The sequence below is a fragment of the Chitinophaga sp. sic0106 genome (genome assembly GCF_019219075.1).
GTDB lineage: Bacteria > Bacteroidota > Bacteroidia > Chitinophagales > Chitinophagaceae > Chitinophaga.
In genome coordinates this window covers 332,783-348,580 of sequence record NZ_JAHUWJ010000006.1, presented here as the reverse complement: position 1 = coordinate 348,580, position 15,798 = coordinate 332,783, and the positions used below count along the sequence as shown (strand labels likewise).

The following is a 15,798-nucleotide window of genomic DNA, read 5'->3' as shown; positions in this document are numbered from 1 at the left end:
AGCGCCCGTGGCGCTATTGTCATTTAATAAAATAATTTTTAATTAGCGGAAGAGATCCAACGCCAGGGCTATTTCATAGCCACCATCCGTAAGCGTGCGGTAGCCGCTGGTTTGCCTGGTATACATACCCAACAGGCGTACTGTTTTAGCCACTCTAACGCCAGCGCCTACACTATAACTACCGGAGGTATGGTACAGCGCTGTTACGTTAGCCACATTATCCAGGATGCCGATATTCAGCCCTGCATCCACAATGCCTTCATATCCTTTCACCGCGCGGTAAGCCACTTTGGGCTCGATGGAGCTGATGGCATTTTCCAGCAGGAAGCGGTAACTCACGGCCGTAAACAGAATGGTACCTCCATTTACGGAAGCCTGATCTTTACCGGAGAAGGTGGACCTGATATTGGGCAATGCAGCCTGCACGTTCCAATGCTGGTTCGTATAGGCCATACCGAAGTCGGCTTCAAAGTAATCGTCGCGGCGGTTAAACGCTCCGATGGCCGGATCGCTGTTATCCCCGCTGATTTTATCGTAGTCGAGCCGCTGGAAGTTCAGCCCTAATGAAATCCCGAAATGCAGGTGGGAACCATTTTCATTAAGTGGCAGATGATAGGCATAGGTGGCGGCTACGCGGGTGCGTGACAGCAGGCCGGCCTTATCATTCATCACATTTAGCCCGGCTCCTACCCTGTTGCCGACATATCCATCGGCTGTAAAAAATTTCGTTTCGGGGGCACCCTCTACCGCGTTCATCTGGGAGCGATAGGCAGCGTTTACGTGCAGGCCACTGTCGGCCCCTGCCATTGCCGGGTTAGCCAGGTACTGGTTCATGTAATACTGTGTGGACGATGGTTCCAACAGTGCAGGGGTTTTACTCAGTGATTGGGAGCTGGCAGAAAGGGATAAGGTAAGCGCCGCGGCGCTGAGAATAAGTATGCGGGACATCATGTAATTTATTTTTGAATAGCTGCTTTTGGTGCAGGTATTATATATATCACAAAAGTACTATGTATAATTTAAAAAGAAAATTAATTTCGGGAGATGTTATAGCCGTCGGGCGAAAATAGTATCGTCGAGGCTGACTCCGGTAGTTTGTGTTGCAGCCCGACAGAATTATACATCATTCAGAAATTGGAGTAACTTAGATTTATGAACATGAAAAAAATCCGCAATCTTACTTTCGCGGCAGGACTTTGTTACCTGGCAGGCCTTGCCTCTCCCGTTAGTGCGCAGCAGAAACCAAACATCATCTTTATTTACGCAGATGACCTCGGATACGGCGACATCAGCTGTTACGGCATGAAAAAAATTCATACGCCTAACATCGACAAGCTCGCCAAACAGGGCGTACGCTTCACCAACGGCTACGCCACCAGCGCTACGTGTACACCTTCCCGTTACGGTATCCTCACCGGTCGCTACCCCTGGAGGCAGCAAAACACCGGCATTGCCCCGGGAGATGCGTCGCTGATCATACCTACCGATCATAAAACACTGCCTGGCATGCTGCAGGACGCCGGCTACCAGACAGCCGTGATAGGCAAATGGCACCTGGGCATAGGTGCACCGGGAACCACCATCGACTGGAACACAGACCTGAAGCCAGGCCCGCTCGAAGTAGGATTTAACTATGCCTACATCATGCCGGCCACGCTCGACAGGGTACCCTGTGTATTTGTAGAAAATCACCGCGTCGTAAACCTGGATCAGAACGACCCAATTACCGTAAGCTATAAACATAAGGTAGGCACCGACCCTACCGGAAAAGAAAACCCGGAAAAGCTGCGCATGCACACCGATCCGAACCAGGGGCATAATCAAACCATCGTGGACAGCATCAGCCGCATTGGCTGGATGAGCGGTGGTAACAGCGCCCGCTGGAAAGATGAAAACATCGCCGGTATTATTACGCAGAAAGCGATCGACTTCATAGGAATAAATAAAACTTCGCCGTTCTTCATCTACTTTGCGAGTGGCGATATACACGTACCCCGCTACCCTAACAGCCAGTTCAGAGGTAAGAGTGGTATGGGCCTCCGTGGTGATGCCATCCTGCAGCTCGACTGGACTGTAGGACAAATCACCCATGCCCTGGATTCGCTGGGCTTAACGAAAAATACCATGATCATTTTCAGCAGTGATAATGGGCCGGTATTAAACGATGGCTACCTGGATCAGGCGGAGGAACTGGTGGGTAACCACAAGCCTGCGGGGCCGCTGAGAGGTGGCAAATACAGCAGCTTTGAGGCAGGTGCGCGCGTGCCATTAATTGTAAAATGGCCTGCGGGAATTACAAAGTCTTCCGTATCAAATACCCTGATTGGACAGGTAGACTTCTATGCATCCCTGGCAAAACTCACCGGCCAATCCATTGCTGCCGGCGATGCTGCGGATAGCTACGATATGTTGCAGCAGCTGCTGGGCAAATCCAAACAGGACCGTCCTTACCTGATTACGCAAGGCGGGCCGCTGTCGATCATCGAAGGGGATTATAAGTACATTACGCCTTCTAAAGGCGCTAAAGTGGCCAGAGATGTAAATATTGAGCTGGGTAATGATCCTGCGCCACAGCTGTACAATATCAAAAAAGACGTGTTTGAAAAAGTGAATCTTGCTGAAAAAGATCCGGCCAGAGTGAAGGCGATGGAGGAGAAATTGAATGCGGTGAAAGCCGCTGCGGGTAGCAGGTAATGCTTATCCTAATTTTCATCAGTTAAGGGTGTGAATCAAAAGTTATTTGACCCTGATTTAATTCCGGTACCTGATGGAGCGCATGTCCTTTTGGACAATACGCTGCGCCTTCGGATTACTTTTGATTTACCCGCATTAACGTTAAAAGGTCAGGACCGCTGGTCCTGACCTTTTAACGTATGACGCTTCCCTCGTTGCAAGCAAAAACCTATCTTCTAAACCTGCCACCTCCCCGCTGAAATCCGCCACCACCGCGATTAAACCCACCTCCACTCCGCTGCCAGTTCTGAAAGCGCTGCGTTTGCATATTTCCCCGCTGGCGGTTAAAGTGCGACTGATCCAGGCCATGAAGCGTTTCACCGGATAGGTTATGGGTAGCCCCTGAAATGTTATTATTACGGGTAGCACCGCTTAAGTTTTTATCGTGCGGAGTATTTACATTTTGCCAGGAGCCATTGCTGAACTGCGACCAGTTGCCATTTGAATTTTTCCGGTACACATTACCATCATGCCCTGCATATACGTTACCGTTATGATTGCGGACAACGGTGCCATTATCGCCACGCACCACAGTGCCACTCTGCCCGCCACGGGTACGGTATCCGGCAACAGTTCCATTAGCAGTGGTTACATGTCCGGTTTGGATAGCATGCCCGTTTTTAGCTGCCACAGAGGTTCCCCATTGGCTGTAGGCATTGTGGCCCTGGGCAGTGGCGCCGTAAGCACCTGTCCAGGGGTTGTAGCTGTGTGCCACTGTACGCCCGCCATACCAGCCTTGTACGCTGGCAGCGCGGCCGTATCTGCCGGTAGCAGGATTATACCAGGCTGCGGAGCCTGCGGCTGCATAAGGACCGTATACACTACGCCCTACTGCGAAACCACCGGTCCATGGGTTGTATATTGCGCCGCCACCATAGGTCATAGGCCATGGGTGATACCAGGGATACATCATGCCCGCACCCCAGTAAAAATAAGGCGGGTACCACCAGCCGGTGCCATATGCAATGGTAGCGCCTACGGCTGCTCCGAGGATGAACATGCCGAAGTAGCCCGCGGTATAACTGCTTTCTACGGTGGTGGAAGAGGTTTCCACCTGGGTTACATAAGTAACATTATAAACAGGGGAACTCGGAGGGATATTGTAAATTTCCTGCGGCACCGCATTGGCGGTTTCCCAGGGGCCGGTAGGCCTGGTGGACATAAACCAGATACCCTGGAAGCAGAGATAATACAGGTCGCCGTCTTTAATCACCTTATCCTGTGTATTCACCGCGTATTCCAGCTTGGTAGTTTCGATAGGTTTAAACTGCGGGTCGCCATCGTAGTGTACACTTACTTTAGCAGCTGCTTCCTGTTTGTTGACACTAACAGTGGTGGGTATCTGCGCAAGCATTACGGCGTCGGAAGCTTCGGTGGTGCCTGGCACGGAAGCCAGCACGCGGGACTTAGGACTATTGGAGGGAATTTTCTTAAAATCTGCCGGGAGCTTGTCGCCTGCATACGTCCACGGTCCGGAAGTATTTGACGCACTGAACCAGCGGCCTGACAGGAGGACATAGTATTGCTTCGTACTGTTATCTACAAAAAAGTCATTGTCCGTATTGGCGCCATACAGCAGTTCCGTACCGGGAATGCGGGTATATACCGGGGTGCCGTTAAACAAAATCATTTCCGCAGGGCCGTCACTAAAAAAAACTTGTTCCGGTTGCGTGGTGGCAGGCGGCGGCACCATCTTCTTTACTTCATCAAAGTTTTCGCCGGCAGGCAGCTTGCTCATATCTTTCGGCAGTGTGCGGGTAAGGGTGTAAGGCCCTTTTACATCTTTAGAGAGATACCAGCCTTTATCTGCCATGAGGTAGTATTCTTTTTTCGATTTCTCATAGAACAGGTCCCAATTCGTATTCACGACGAACTGCAAATCTGTTTTTGCAATCGGGCTCAGCACCGGTTCGCCCTGCATTAACAGCAGAATGGCGGGTCGGGTGCTGTAGAATATTTGCGGCGGATCATTTTTTACTGCGGCTCCCTTTACATCATTTTTTTTCCCGTTAAGGTCGGCCAGCAGCCGGTCTACCGCTATAGGCTGGGGATTGGTGGGCATCAGCTCCTTAAACAGGGTGGTCATGGCGGGCACCTCCTTTTCATCCAGCGATGGAAATCGTATATCCGTCAGGTTAAGTGCATTGAAGTAAGCGGTGCGGGTATCGTTGTTTACCTGCGTACCGGCGGTAAAAGTGGCGATACCTACCTGTTGCCTGCCGGTAGAGGGCGTGAGTGAGAACGCCATACGCCCCTTGAGGGTGCGGTAATCATCCCAGGAATCAATCTGCGGCTGGTAATACACGAGCGTGGCACCATTTTTTGATACTTGTCGCGGCCAGCCAAAGTCCTGGGCTCTGACTACAAACGGAGCAATGAAAACGAAAACAGCAATTAAGCATAATAGCTTATTCATATCCTTGATTTAGCGTGTGGAATAAAGTGAATGCTGAATGATGAATTGCTGAATTTGAATAGGCCAGGTGGATTGCTATTAATAACAACACGGAAGGCTGCAATGTTGCCTTTATGAGCATGGGAATCGCCAAATGCAGAATCCGCTTACATTCCAGCGAATAAACCGGCATGTATTTTTCAGTATTTCCTGGAAATTTTAACCGTTTAAAATATCCAGACATGAGCGTTCCCAAGATTTTATTGTTGGCTGCTGTGGCAGCGCTGGGCTTTACCGCCTGTGGTAATAACAACCGTACCGGCGACCAGGAAACGAATGACACTACCGCCACCTCCATAGAGGGTGCAGGCCTTACACCTGATACTGCGCCGGCAGCGCAGCTGCCTCCGGGCGCACCTAATCCGGGCGAGGATAGCGCACGCTATGGCACTGGCGCTGGTGATTCGTCTAAGAACAACCGATAATAGCATATTATCTTCCCGGGGCTATGCAGAAAGTATGGGTAGTCGTTTCATCGATTCTCCATGACTTTTTGCACAGCCCCAGGGTATATTCCTACTGCTGAACCAATTATTACCCCATCTGTAGCAACCGCTCCTCACATTGCTATCTTATTAACCGATTTTTTCTTACCTTGATCGGTGACAATTTCTAAACTTTTATGAAGCGGATAATTACGATCGCCCTTTCGTTGGGTATTGCCGCTGGTGCAAGTGCACAGCAAACACAGAAGCCTCCGTTGCATGGTAAGAACTGGATGGCTGTAACCGGCAAACCGCTGGCGGCTACTGCCGGCGCTATGATCTTTCAACAAAACGGGAATGCCGTGGATGCTGCCTGCGCTATGCTGGCCGCCACCTGCACCATGTGGGATGTATTGAGCTGGGGAGGAGAAACGCAGGCCCTCATCTATAACCCGAAAACCGGAAAAGTAATAGCCATCAACGCGTTGGGCGTGGCGCCTACCGGTGCAACACCTGAATTTTACAAAGGCAAAGGCTATGATTTTCCGCCGGAATACGGACCGCTGGCAGCGGTTACTCCAGGCACCGTAGGTGGATTATGCTATATGCTGGCCAACTACGGCACCATGAGCCTCAAACAAGTGCTGGCGCCCGCCATGGATATGGCCGCCGGCTATCCCATTGACGCACAAACCGCCAACCAGATGGAGCGCGGTAAAAAATACATCAACCAGTGGCCTTACAGCAAAGCGGTATTCCTCACCCACCCTGGCGCTACCCGCGAAGCACCGGAGGCAGGCGAAATATTTGTGCAGAAGGACCTGCTCGCCACCCTTCAGAAACTGATAGCCGCAGAGCAGGAAGCACTCGCTAAGAAGAAGAGTCGCAAAGAAGCCATCATGGCTGCATATGACCGCTTTTACAAAGGCGACATTGCCAAAGAATTTGTGCGCGGCTGCCAGGAACAGGGCGGCCTCATCACCATGGAAGACCTGGCCCGGTGGAAACCGGTGGAAGAAGAGCCGCTGCATGTAAATTATAAAGGTATCGAAGTATATAAGCTCCAAGAATGGACGCAGGGCCCTATGCTACTGCAAAGCCTGAATATCCTGGAGAATTTTGACCTGAAAGCGATGGGATATAATTCTCCTTCGTATATCCATACTATTTACCAAACGATGAACCTGACTTTTGCAGACCGTGATTTTTATTACGGTGATCCTGCGTTCAATAAAAACCCCGCCATCGCGGGATTGCTGAACAAGGACTATGCAAAAGCAAGGGCAAAAGAGATCAATCCTTCCCGCAACAATGCGGAGGCAGGCCCCGGCGATCCTTACCCTTACATTGGCAAAACCAATCCCTACCTGCACTTCCTCAAAGAGCGGGCAGCCTTTATGGATACCACCAACGGCCGTAAACCAGGAGGGTTCGTTCCTAAACATGATGCTACTTTTCTGCTGCCGCAGGCAACAGAGCAGCTATATGCAGCTAACGATGCTGACAGCGCCTACATGGACCGTCTCTGGCGCGGCACTACCAGCGTAGAAGCAGCGGATAAAGATGGGTGGGTAGTCAGCATCACGCCAAGTGGCGGCTGGCTGCCGGCATGCATTGCCGGCAAAACTGGTGTGGGCATGAGTCAACGCGCACAGAGCTTTGTGCTGGACTCCGCCATCTGTCCATTTAACGTAATTGCACCCGGCAAACGTCCACGCGTAACCCTTACACCCAGCATGGCGTTGAAGGATGGTAAGCCATTCCTCTGCTTCGGCGTACAGGGTGGAGATACCCAGGATCAAAACCTCCTGCAGTTTTTCCTCAACGTAGCAGAGTTCGGGATGACGGTGCAGCAAGCGACAGAAGCAGCTAACATCAATACCAACCAGTTATGGTTATCGCTCGGTGGCACCACTGTTAAAGACAGACAGCCACGCCCCGGCAGTATTTTACTCAATAGCAATACCCCGGAGAAAACCAGGCAGCAACTCCAGCAAATGGGCTACCACCTGAGCTATGGCGACCGCACCAGCGGCCCTATCAATGCGATATTCCTGGATCGTGCCCATAATAGTTTATGGGGCGGTAGCAGCAACCATGGGGAAGACTATGGTATAGGCTGGTAACATTTTTTACGTTTATCCGGGCACGGTAGACGCCCGGATAAACGTTGGTGGGGCCGCCCAAACTCCTGAAAACATTTTATGGCCCATCGTTGTTAATAGAAACAATCCTTTCCCTGGCAAAACAAAAGCAATTTTCATAGCAGTTCATTTACCAAAAACTACTGTATGAAGAAATTGCTATTCCTGTTACTCACAGGAGTTTCCACCCACGTGGCTGCCCAGCAGCTCAGCGAAGAAGAAATGCAAAAGGCCAATAACCCGCTGGCTAATGCCAAAGCGCTGAACTTCCAGAATTATTATGTACCTAATATTTATGAAAACGCTGACCTGAAGGCCAATACTTTCCTCGTCCGTTTTGCTGTACCCCTTGCTAATGGTAAAATCCTTACACGCTTTACTATGCCTGTTAATACAGTGCCCACCGGCACAGATGCATCCGGCGTAAAGTACGCATCGGGCCTGGGTGACCTCAACTTTTTTGCAACCTATACTTTTTCCAAGCCCACCTCCAAACTGTTGATTGGTGCGGGTCCGCAGGTAAGCATTCCTACGGCAAATAATTATTATACAGGTACAGGGAAATGGCAATTGGGAGGTGCGCTCATTATTTTTAGTACTGCATCGCCAGTGTTGCAGTTAGGGTCGCTCATTACTTACCAGGCTTCCATTGCTGGCCAGGAAGACCGCTCCAATGTATCCAGCTTACAGATGCAGCCCTTTGTGATGCTGCAATTGGGCAAAGGTACCTACCTGCGTTCTACCGCATTATGGAACTTTAACCTGGAAACAGATGCTTATAATATTCCTTTAGGTGTAGGTGTGGGACAGGTGGTGAAAGCAGGCAAAACGGTGTTTAACCTGTTCCTCGAACCTCAGTTTACCGTAGCGCATTACGGTACCGGACAATCTGCTATTCAACTGTTTTCCGGGATCAACCTTCAGTTTTAACGTGTGAATGATACGACACACGATTTACATCTCCCGAAAAAAAATTACCAGGTAGCCTCATTACGTTTCATTTTTGCCAATACTGTTTCATAATTTTTCCGATCCGCTTCGGGCGCCATGGTGAGCGCCCGTTCCTGTATTGTAATTGCTTCCTGTTTTCTGCCGGCTTTATAGAGGAGATTAGCGCGGGTGAATAACAAAGAAGAGCGCTCCCCTTGTTTCAAAGACAGCTGCGACCAGCCAGAAGCCGTCATGAGCAAGCTGGTATCCGAATACCGGTAAAACACCGTGATCGCGTACCTGTTCAGCTCTTCGGGCGATAAGGAAGCGGCATATTTACTGATGTATTGCGATACGCAGGGCGCAAACTGATCCCACTCCTTGTTATTGAAATGGTACAGTGTTTTCGCCCGCATATAAATCTCCTCCCCTGCGGCCCCGTACTGCTTGGTACGGGTAAACATATTGTTCCAGTCAGGTATTTTGGTGCTGCTGATTTCCGGATTGATTTCATCATTGTAAATAATGGTCATCAGTTTCTGATCTGCCTGGCGTGCGCCCATGTTTTTATTGGCGGCATCCTTGTATTGGCGGATAAACTCAAAACCTTTATCCTTCACGCTACTGGTCATGTTAAAAATGAAAATCCACTCTGACCTGGTGAATGGCGGTTTCATATATTTATAGTAGTCCGAGGCGATGAGTTGCGCATTGGGGAGGTCGTTGAGTCGCACCGCCATCAGCGCCAGATCTTTCAGGAACAGCGAATCTTTTTTCCCTTTGCGATAGTTTTCCAACAGGCCGGCATAGCGGTTATCCGGGTTGGTGGTATCCATATCTTTGATCTTGAAATCAGCTGCCGGTGCGGAGGTAGCAGGAATTATCCGGCTATGTATTGCACGGATTTTTTCCAGGGGGATTTTAATGATTTCTCTGTCGTAGGTCATGAGGCCGTTTTCTTCAATTTCCACATCAAAAGGTTCGGTGTAAATCGAGCCACTGAGGCCTTCTTCCTCATAAATTTTCAGGTGCTTCATCATGTATTCATATTTGTCGGTGAATTGCGCCGGTGGTACGGACACATATCCCCAGCCTTCCGATCCGTTCCACTGGTGGTTGAGCACCCGCACCTGTACTCCGCCCCATTCGCCCAGCACGCGGGCTTTTCCGGCCATGGCTGGTGCGATGCCTGGTCCGGGATAGTCGTGGATATCGGTGAGGTCGCTCGATTTCCAGCGTTCTCCCGGATTGGCTATCGGGCGCCGGTCGTAGTTTTCGCCGGAGTGGCCGTTGATAATGCGGCCAGGGTCGGTAGTTTTCATCCATTCTGTGAGTCGCTGCTGATCAAATTTCCCCCAGCCTTCATTAAACAGCACCCAGCAAACGATGCTTGGATGGTTATGCAGCAACGCCAGGTTTTCCTTGTTTTCTTTTTCGAAGATGAGTCGCGCTGCGGGCGATTCATTTGCACAGGTCACCATATCCTGCCACACGAGCATACCGAGTTTATCGCAGTGGTAGTACCAGCGGGCGGGTTCAATTTTTATATGTTTACGGATGGTGTTGAATCCCATGGATTTGATGGCGAGGATATCGAAGCGCAGGGCTTCATCGGTGGGTGCTGTATGTAGTCCGTCAGGCCAGAAGCCCTGATCCAGGACGCCCAGGTTATAGGTATATTTTCCGTTCAGGAAAATACGTTCCTGTCCTTTTTCATCTTTTTGTATGGAGATGGTACGGATGCCGGTGTAGGAGGTCACGGAATCGAGCAGTTGCCCGTTCTGATAGAGTCTGATGGAGAGATCGTACAGAAAGGGGTCGTCGGGACTCCACAGATGTGCATTGGGTATCTGGAGTTGCAGGGGCTCTCCGGCATTACCTTTTGCGGTGGCAACGGGAGTGCCATTATCGAGGGCGGCTAATTCTGTGGTTAATTGTTCATTTTGACTGGCACTAACGGTAACGGTTACACTATTTTGTGCCGGTGTTATTTTCAGGTCATCAATATATTTCTCCGGCACTGCTTCGAGCCATACTGTTTGCCAGATACCGCTGCTGGAGGTGTACATGATTCCGCGGGGCTGCAACACTTGTTTACCCCGTGGGTTGTTGCCCTGATCGGAGGGGTCCCAAACCGCCACCACCAGTTTATTATCACCAGGTTTAAACTGGCTGGTGATATCGATCGTAAAGGCCTGGTAGCCGCCTTCGTGGCTGCCTATTTTTTTGCCGTTGAGATATACGGTTGCCTGCCAGTCGACTGCTCCGAAATGAAGGAGGTATCGGGAGGCTGTTTCTGATGCAGGTTTTTTAATAGTGCGGCTATACCATAGTTTTTGCTCAGGTGTGAGTGATTTCTTCACGCCGGAGAGGGCTGATTCCAGTGGGTAGGGCACTAATATTTTCCCTTTGTAGGCGGTGGGTGCTGCCGCATCTTTTGCGGTGATGGTATAATCCCAGAGGCCATTGAGATTTTGCCAGTTGCTGCGCACCATTTGTGGCCTGGGATATTCCGGCAATGCATTTTCCGGGGATACGGCGGCCGTCCATCGGGTGGTAATGGGGATGGCGGCGGCTTTCCAGGTGGACTGTGCGCAGGCGGTGTGGGCCAGGCTACAGCAGGAAACGGCAATTGAGAGGATAAATAATTTCATCTGCATAGTAAATGGCTTTTGAGTCGTAAGGGAATTCTAATGCACGTGGATCGGGACTGCGCTGTGGGATATAATAAAAAAAGAGGTTGTATCAAAAGTAATGCTCTGTTATACCCCCCCTTACCAATCCATCAGGCTTACTGATGTAAAATGGTGCCGCGTGTTAGTGCGGGGGAGTATACTGCCAGATAAATTACTTTTGATACAACCTCATGTTCCGCGAACGAAAGTGAATGAAGTGTACTTCTCTCTAGTGACGCGAGGTCACAAGACTCTTTAGTAATATAAAATCAGCTATAATGGTGTTTTAACTTCTTCCGCATAATACGTATGCATACATGCATATGATTTTTTATGGTTTGTGCGGTCAGGTGGTTGTTTGCCATGATTTCCCTGCTGGAGAGGTCCTGCAGATAGCGTTGCTCAAACACTTTACGTTGTTTGGGCGGGATGCTTTTCATTGCTTTGAGGATGCCGGAATAAATTTCCTTTTCCTCTATGCCACGTTGCCGCATACCTTCCATCCTCTCATCTTCATAATCGGGAATGGGTTGCTCCATTCTTTTCTTCTCCTTTCTGATGGCGTCATATGCTTTACGCTTCACGCATACCACAAGGTAACCTTTGAGGTTAATGGGTACGGGTAGGCTGCCTCTTTTATTCCAGATGGTGATAAAAGTATTTTGCACTACATCTTCTGCCAGACATTTGTCGCGCAGAATCCCATTAGCGAGCGTAATTAGTTGTTTGTAATATGCGTTGTACAGTTCTTTGATGGCAGCTTCCCGGTTACATTGAAAAAAATCTGCCAGGTGGTCATTCGATGCTTGGTTGAATAATTTGTACTGGTTTGCCATTGCGGAGGTTTTGGATAAGGTTACCCCTAACTCCTAGCTTTCTGGTAAAACCGGTCATAAACAAGGTCATGTATTACCAACGCAGTAACATTCTGGTGAATGGTCCCCAACTGTGTTGGTAATACAAGTATCGAATTATTTTTTCAAACTGCGAAGTAAAAAATTGTTAATCAATTGTGAATCTGGATTCGTAAAGTAATGATTAACAATTACCCATTTGTCAGTTTTCGGCAGCCACTTCCCTGAGCTTTGCGGTTTCAGTAACACCATTGAAAGCCTGTTTCAGCACGTGTTTATGGTTGTAAACGGCAATAAACGGCACCCCGTGAATACCGAAGTATTTCAGGATGGTATAACCCGTATCAATGCCATAGGAGAAGTTTTGCTGGTATTGATCCAGCTTAAACTCCTTCGAATACTCCTTGATCTCGTCGAACTTGGCGTTGGTGACCACATACACGTGCGTTTTACCCAGGCTGTCGGATTTTTTCAGCAATGCTTCCAGCTCTGCCTTGCAGTACGGACAGGTGTAGGAAACATAGAACACAATAGCAGGGTTACCGGAGGCCGTATCAATGGTACCATAGGTACTGTCTGTTTTAAGAAACGACCAGGGCTGCAGCGTCTCCCCTTCCCTGCCGGAAATAAACGGCGGTGGCGGAGGGGCATCGAAGCAGCTGGTAAGGAATGCTATCAATGCCACCACGGTTAATAATCTCTTCATATATCCTTTTTAAAGTGCCACTTTCTTGGTGGTTTGTTTTTCCCAAACCAGGGCCAGTCCGGCAGCAGCGGTTACAACTATATTAAACACCAGGTGCTGCGGCCATGTCATTTGCTGTAATACGCCACCACAATTGCAGGGCAGCTTAGACGCAAAAATCAGGTTAGCCGCGATGTAAATGGTAAAGGCGATCATTAAACCAAAAGCGGCCAACAGCCCTTTACGACGCAGTGCCGGCACCAGCAGCAATACTGCGATAATCAGCTCCAACGCTGGAAGCCCCCAGGCCAGCGCAGCTGACATCGGTTTTAAAACCGGCGTATTCCCAATCGCAAAACGGAATACGTCATGTTCTCTGAATTTCATGATGCCGGTATAAATAAACAAAGCGGCAATCAGGAAGGCAACGATTTCTACAAACCAGGTTTTTTTCATGTAGTTTCTTTTTGTTTATTGTCAAAAGCAGCTTCGGCGATATAGCCAATCACCAGGATGGTAAAGGCAGCCGAAACAAGAATCGGAAACAATTGGAATCGCAGGGCTATCGGTGATGCAAACACGCTGAATCCCATGTTAACAGACCATAGCGCAAAGGCCAGCAGCATAGCTTTCAGCATAATAGGCTTCTTATGCGCCCCCAGCACCACCAAGGATATACAGCCAAACAAAAACAGCACGCTGAAAACACCTACCATAATCGGATAGTAATTCAGTATAGGCACCTTGAACGATTTTAGTCGCGTAGTCACCTTCCTGCTCTTGTAGTTAAACCAGACTTTAGCCACCTCCGTTACACTGTCCACCCCCATGTTATACTTCTCCAAAAACTCCACCGGCGGTGTATAATATTTCAGAAAATTTGGCCACAGGTAAAACTCTGTAAACTGCATGGGATACATCTTAATAATCTCCCTGCCGTACTCGTTATACAGTGGTCCCATACTGGCCCACATCTTATGTTGGTTAGTACTGTCTTTTGTATTCTTAAACTGCGCACGCATGTACGTTTGCAGTGGTGCGGTGCGGGTCCACATATACACGGTACTGGCCTTTACCATTTCCGCAGGAAACCTGCGGGTGTCCCGGGTACTGTCGTAAAATTCGCGGATACGCTGGTCCAGGGCCTGTAACTTTTTAGGCACCGGCTTACGTTGCGCACTATCCACATAGCGGTAGGCATACATGGCGTTATTGGCCATCTGCCAGCCGGTAAACGGACTAAACTGACTGATACCGGTAAGCGCTTTGTACTTGCTTTTGTTAAATTGTACAAACCAGCCAATCAGCAGCAGTGCAAACACCAGTCCTGCCATTTTCAGCCAGATGCGCCGGCGCGCCAACATAAACCCAAAGAAGGCTATCATGGGGTAAAACAGGGCATTGTAGCGCATCGTAAAGGCTACAAACAATACCACCCCATGCCAGAACACCAGCTTAGGCGTAGGCCGGTACATAATCCAGAACAACAGGGTAAACCAGGTGAGACTTAAAGCGAGAAACATAGTATCACTGGATACATAGTTGCTCAGGTATAACAGCACAGGATTAATGAGCACAAAAAGGAACAGTACGATCTTTGTTGGCTTTGCCGGCTTCAGGAAATAAAATAACGTGAAAACCAATGCCAGCAAACTCGCCATCAGGAAGCAATACTGCAATGTTACCAGCAAGGTATCCGACTTGGAAAAAATACTGAACAGCCGCAAAAACTTCGGATAGCCAATGGGGTAAGTGGATGTATCGAGGTTGCGGTATGCAGAATCCAGGTAGGCGTAGGAGTCCCCGTTGATAAATTGCGCAAACGGATACAGGTATTTAAACACCGTAAACTGCACCGCCATCAGCAAAACGGCGGCTATTACATACCACCTGTTGGCAGGATTTTTAAATACATAAGTTGCCAGTGAGGCATTATCATAGTTTTTATCCTGCAGTTGCTCCAGCGTAAAGTTGAAGTGATCCGCCACTATGATTTCCTGCCGTTCCACCATTACGTCCAGCACATTGGCCACTGCGGCGATGCCGATTTTTTCCAGCTCCTGCACCGCCTGTTGCTGGAAGTCCTCGTCGGGGCGCTGCCAGCCATTCTCCGGCGGATTGGAATAGTAATGCAGCGATACCCATACGTTACCGGTGGTGGTATCATTCCGTATCTCCAGGTCGGCCGCAGATACGGAAGTATCTGTAACGGCAATATTGCAATCCTTCAGATGCAGGGGCTTCCACTCTCCTGTTTTTTTATGCAACAGGGATAATTTTTTCAGCAGCACACTCACGGTAATCAGCTGCCTGTTTTCCGGCAACCCGGCCAACAACACCGCTTTAGCATCCCTCCCACTAATTTTCTTTACATAACCTTTGTAAAACTCCCGGTATCCGTATTTACCCACACTATAGCGAAGGGCACTTTCCAGGTTAGCAGGTTTACGATGAGGTAAAATCGACACTCTCAGCCAGGAAAGCAGCCACAGGATAGCTCTCCACACATCTGTATGTTGTAAATTCCCGGCAGTTAACTGTAACGGATATTTGAAAAATCGCTGCCTGTAAAACAGGTAATCCGGGGTGAGCCCGGAGCTCTCGGGGGTAGCTGCACTATCCGTAGGGTGATCCGGAACTAATGTGTTTGGGTCCATAATAGGGCCGGTGTCGGACATTATTGCTTTTTTACTCATGGGGATAAAGATGGTAAGGCTTATGACGAATAATGATTACACACTTTACTGGCAAGCAACTAGCCGCAAGCATTGCGGCTCTACCTGTTTACACGGACCCGCCATACAATCCGGCAGCAGTAAGATCCCCTTTCAGGATGTTCGGTGTATTTTGAGGCCCAACAGGGTTATGCAATATAAAATCATGGTCTGCAACGGGAA

The 15,798-nt window shown here is 49.3% G+C and carries 11 protein-coding genes; 4 read left to right on the top strand and 7 right to left on the bottom strand.

The genetic code is table 11. The features are described 5' to 3' along the window. Positions 1-42 precede the first annotated feature (42 nt). Complete coding sequence (locus KW844_RS11900) at positions 43-951, bottom strand: PorP/SprF family type IX secretion system membrane protein (RefSeq protein WP_218376949.1); 909 nt, start codon at positions 949-951, stop codon at positions 43-45. A 201-nt stretch (positions 952-1,152) separates the two neighbouring features. On the opposite strand from KW844_RS11900, the gene KW844_RS11895 reads away from it, so the two are divergent. Continuing rightward, positions 1,153-2,694 carry an arylsulfatase gene (locus tag KW844_RS11895; protein WP_218376948.1) on the top strand — a complete coding sequence of 514 codons (1,542 nt, stop codon included), beginning with the start codon at positions 1,153-1,155 and terminating at the stop codon, positions 2,692-2,694. A gap of 208 nt (positions 2,695-2,902) precedes the next feature. Here KW844_RS11895 and KW844_RS11890 read toward each other — a convergent pair whose 3' ends face one another. Beyond that, positions 2,903-5,149, bottom strand: coding sequence for a hypothetical protein (locus KW844_RS11890; RefSeq protein WP_218376947.1), 2,247 nt, complete (start codon positions 5,147-5,149; stop codon positions 2,903-2,905). Positions 5,150-5,370: 221 nt separating this feature from the next. On the opposite strand from KW844_RS11890, the gene KW844_RS11885 reads away from it, so the two are divergent. The 3 genes from KW844_RS11885 (at position 5,371) to KW844_RS11875 (ending at position 8,687) form a co-directional block, all read left to right on the top strand. Further along, on the top strand, positions 5,371-5,613 hold the full coding sequence (locus KW844_RS11885) for a hypothetical protein (protein WP_218376946.1): 243 nt from the start codon (positions 5,371-5,373) through the stop codon (positions 5,611-5,613). A gap of 197 nt (positions 5,614-5,810) precedes the next feature. Further along, positions 5,811-7,739, top strand: coding sequence for a gamma-glutamyltransferase family protein (locus KW844_RS11880; RefSeq protein WP_218376945.1), 1,929 nt, complete (start codon positions 5,811-5,813; stop codon positions 7,737-7,739). Positions 7,740-7,904: 165 nt separating this feature from the next. After that, positions 7,905-8,687, top strand: coding sequence for a hypothetical protein (locus KW844_RS11875; protein ID WP_218376944.1), 783 nt, complete (start codon positions 7,905-7,907; stop codon positions 8,685-8,687). A 44-nt stretch (positions 8,688-8,731) separates the two neighbouring features. Here KW844_RS11875 and KW844_RS11870 read toward each other — a convergent pair whose 3' ends face one another. The 5 genes from KW844_RS11870 to KW844_RS11850 form a co-directional block, all read right to left on the bottom strand. Next, the gene (locus KW844_RS11870) at positions 8,732-11,347 is read right to left on the bottom strand and encodes a glycoside hydrolase family 2 protein (RefSeq protein WP_218376943.1); all 2,616 of its coding nucleotides are present in this window, start codon (positions 11,345-11,347) and stop codon (positions 8,732-8,734) included. 284 nt (positions 11,348-11,631) lie between these two features. Further along, positions 11,632-12,198 carry an RNA polymerase sigma factor gene (locus KW844_RS11865; protein WP_218376942.1) on the bottom strand — a complete coding sequence of 189 codons (567 nt, stop codon included), beginning with the start codon at positions 12,196-12,198 and terminating at the stop codon, positions 11,632-11,634. 220 nt (positions 12,199-12,418) lie between these two features. After that, on the bottom strand, positions 12,419-12,922 hold the full coding sequence (locus tag KW844_RS11860; RefSeq protein WP_218376941.1) for a redoxin domain-containing protein: 504 nt from the start codon (positions 12,920-12,922) through the stop codon (positions 12,419-12,421). A gap of 9 nt (positions 12,923-12,931) precedes the next feature. Next, positions 12,932-13,357, bottom strand: a complete 426-nt coding sequence (locus KW844_RS11855; protein WP_218376940.1) for a MauE/DoxX family redox-associated membrane protein — start codon at positions 13,355-13,357, stop codon at positions 12,932-12,934. After that, positions 13,354-15,597: a hypothetical protein gene (locus KW844_RS11850; protein WP_218376939.1), complete on the bottom strand. Its 2,244-nt coding sequence runs from the start codon at positions 15,595-15,597 to the stop codon at positions 13,354-13,356. The genes KW844_RS11855 and KW844_RS11850 overlap by 4 nt, the downstream gene beginning before the upstream one ends. Between the last annotated feature and the right edge of the window lie 201 nt (positions 15,598-15,798).

What these genes read in the sequence shown, in the direction of transcription:
- KW844_RS11900 (WP_218376949.1), bottom strand. Translation starts at nt 951, where the DNA reads ATGATGTCCCGCATACTTATTCTCAGCGCCGCGGCGCTTACCTTATCC.
- KW844_RS11855 (WP_218376940.1), bottom strand. Translation starts at nt 13,357, where the DNA reads ATGAAAAAAACCTGGTTTGTAGAAATCGTTGCCTTCCTGATTGCCGCT.
- KW844_RS11865 (WP_218376942.1), bottom strand. Translation starts at nt 12,198, where the DNA reads ATGGCAAACCAGTACAAATTATTCAACCAAGCATCGAATGACCACCTG.
- KW844_RS11880 (WP_218376945.1), top strand. Translation starts at nt 5,811, where the DNA reads ATGAAGCGGATAATTACGATCGCCCTTTCGTTGGGTATTGCCGCTGGT.
- KW844_RS11895 (WP_218376948.1), top strand. Translation starts at nt 1,153, where the DNA reads ATGAACATGAAAAAAATCCGCAATCTTACTTTCGCGGCAGGACTTTGT.
- KW844_RS11850 (WP_218376939.1), bottom strand. Translation starts at nt 15,597, where the DNA reads ATGAGTAAAAAAGCAATAATGTCCGACACCGGCCCTATTATGGACCCA.
- KW844_RS11875 (WP_218376944.1), top strand. Translation starts at nt 7,905, where the DNA reads ATGAAGAAATTGCTATTCCTGTTACTCACAGGAGTTTCCACCCACGTG.
- KW844_RS11870 (WP_218376943.1), bottom strand. Translation starts at nt 11,347, where the DNA reads ATGCAGATGAAATTATTTATCCTCTCAATTGCCGTTTCCTGCTGTAGC.
- KW844_RS11890 (WP_218376947.1), bottom strand. Translation starts at nt 5,149, where the DNA reads ATGAATAAGCTATTATGCTTAATTGCTGTTTTCGTTTTCATTGCTCCG.
- KW844_RS11860 (WP_218376941.1), bottom strand. Translation starts at nt 12,922, where the DNA reads ATGAAGAGATTATTAACCGTGGTGGCATTGATAGCATTCCTTACCAGC.
- KW844_RS11885 (WP_218376946.1), top strand. Translation starts at nt 5,371, where the DNA reads ATGAGCGTTCCCAAGATTTTATTGTTGGCTGCTGTGGCAGCGCTGGGC.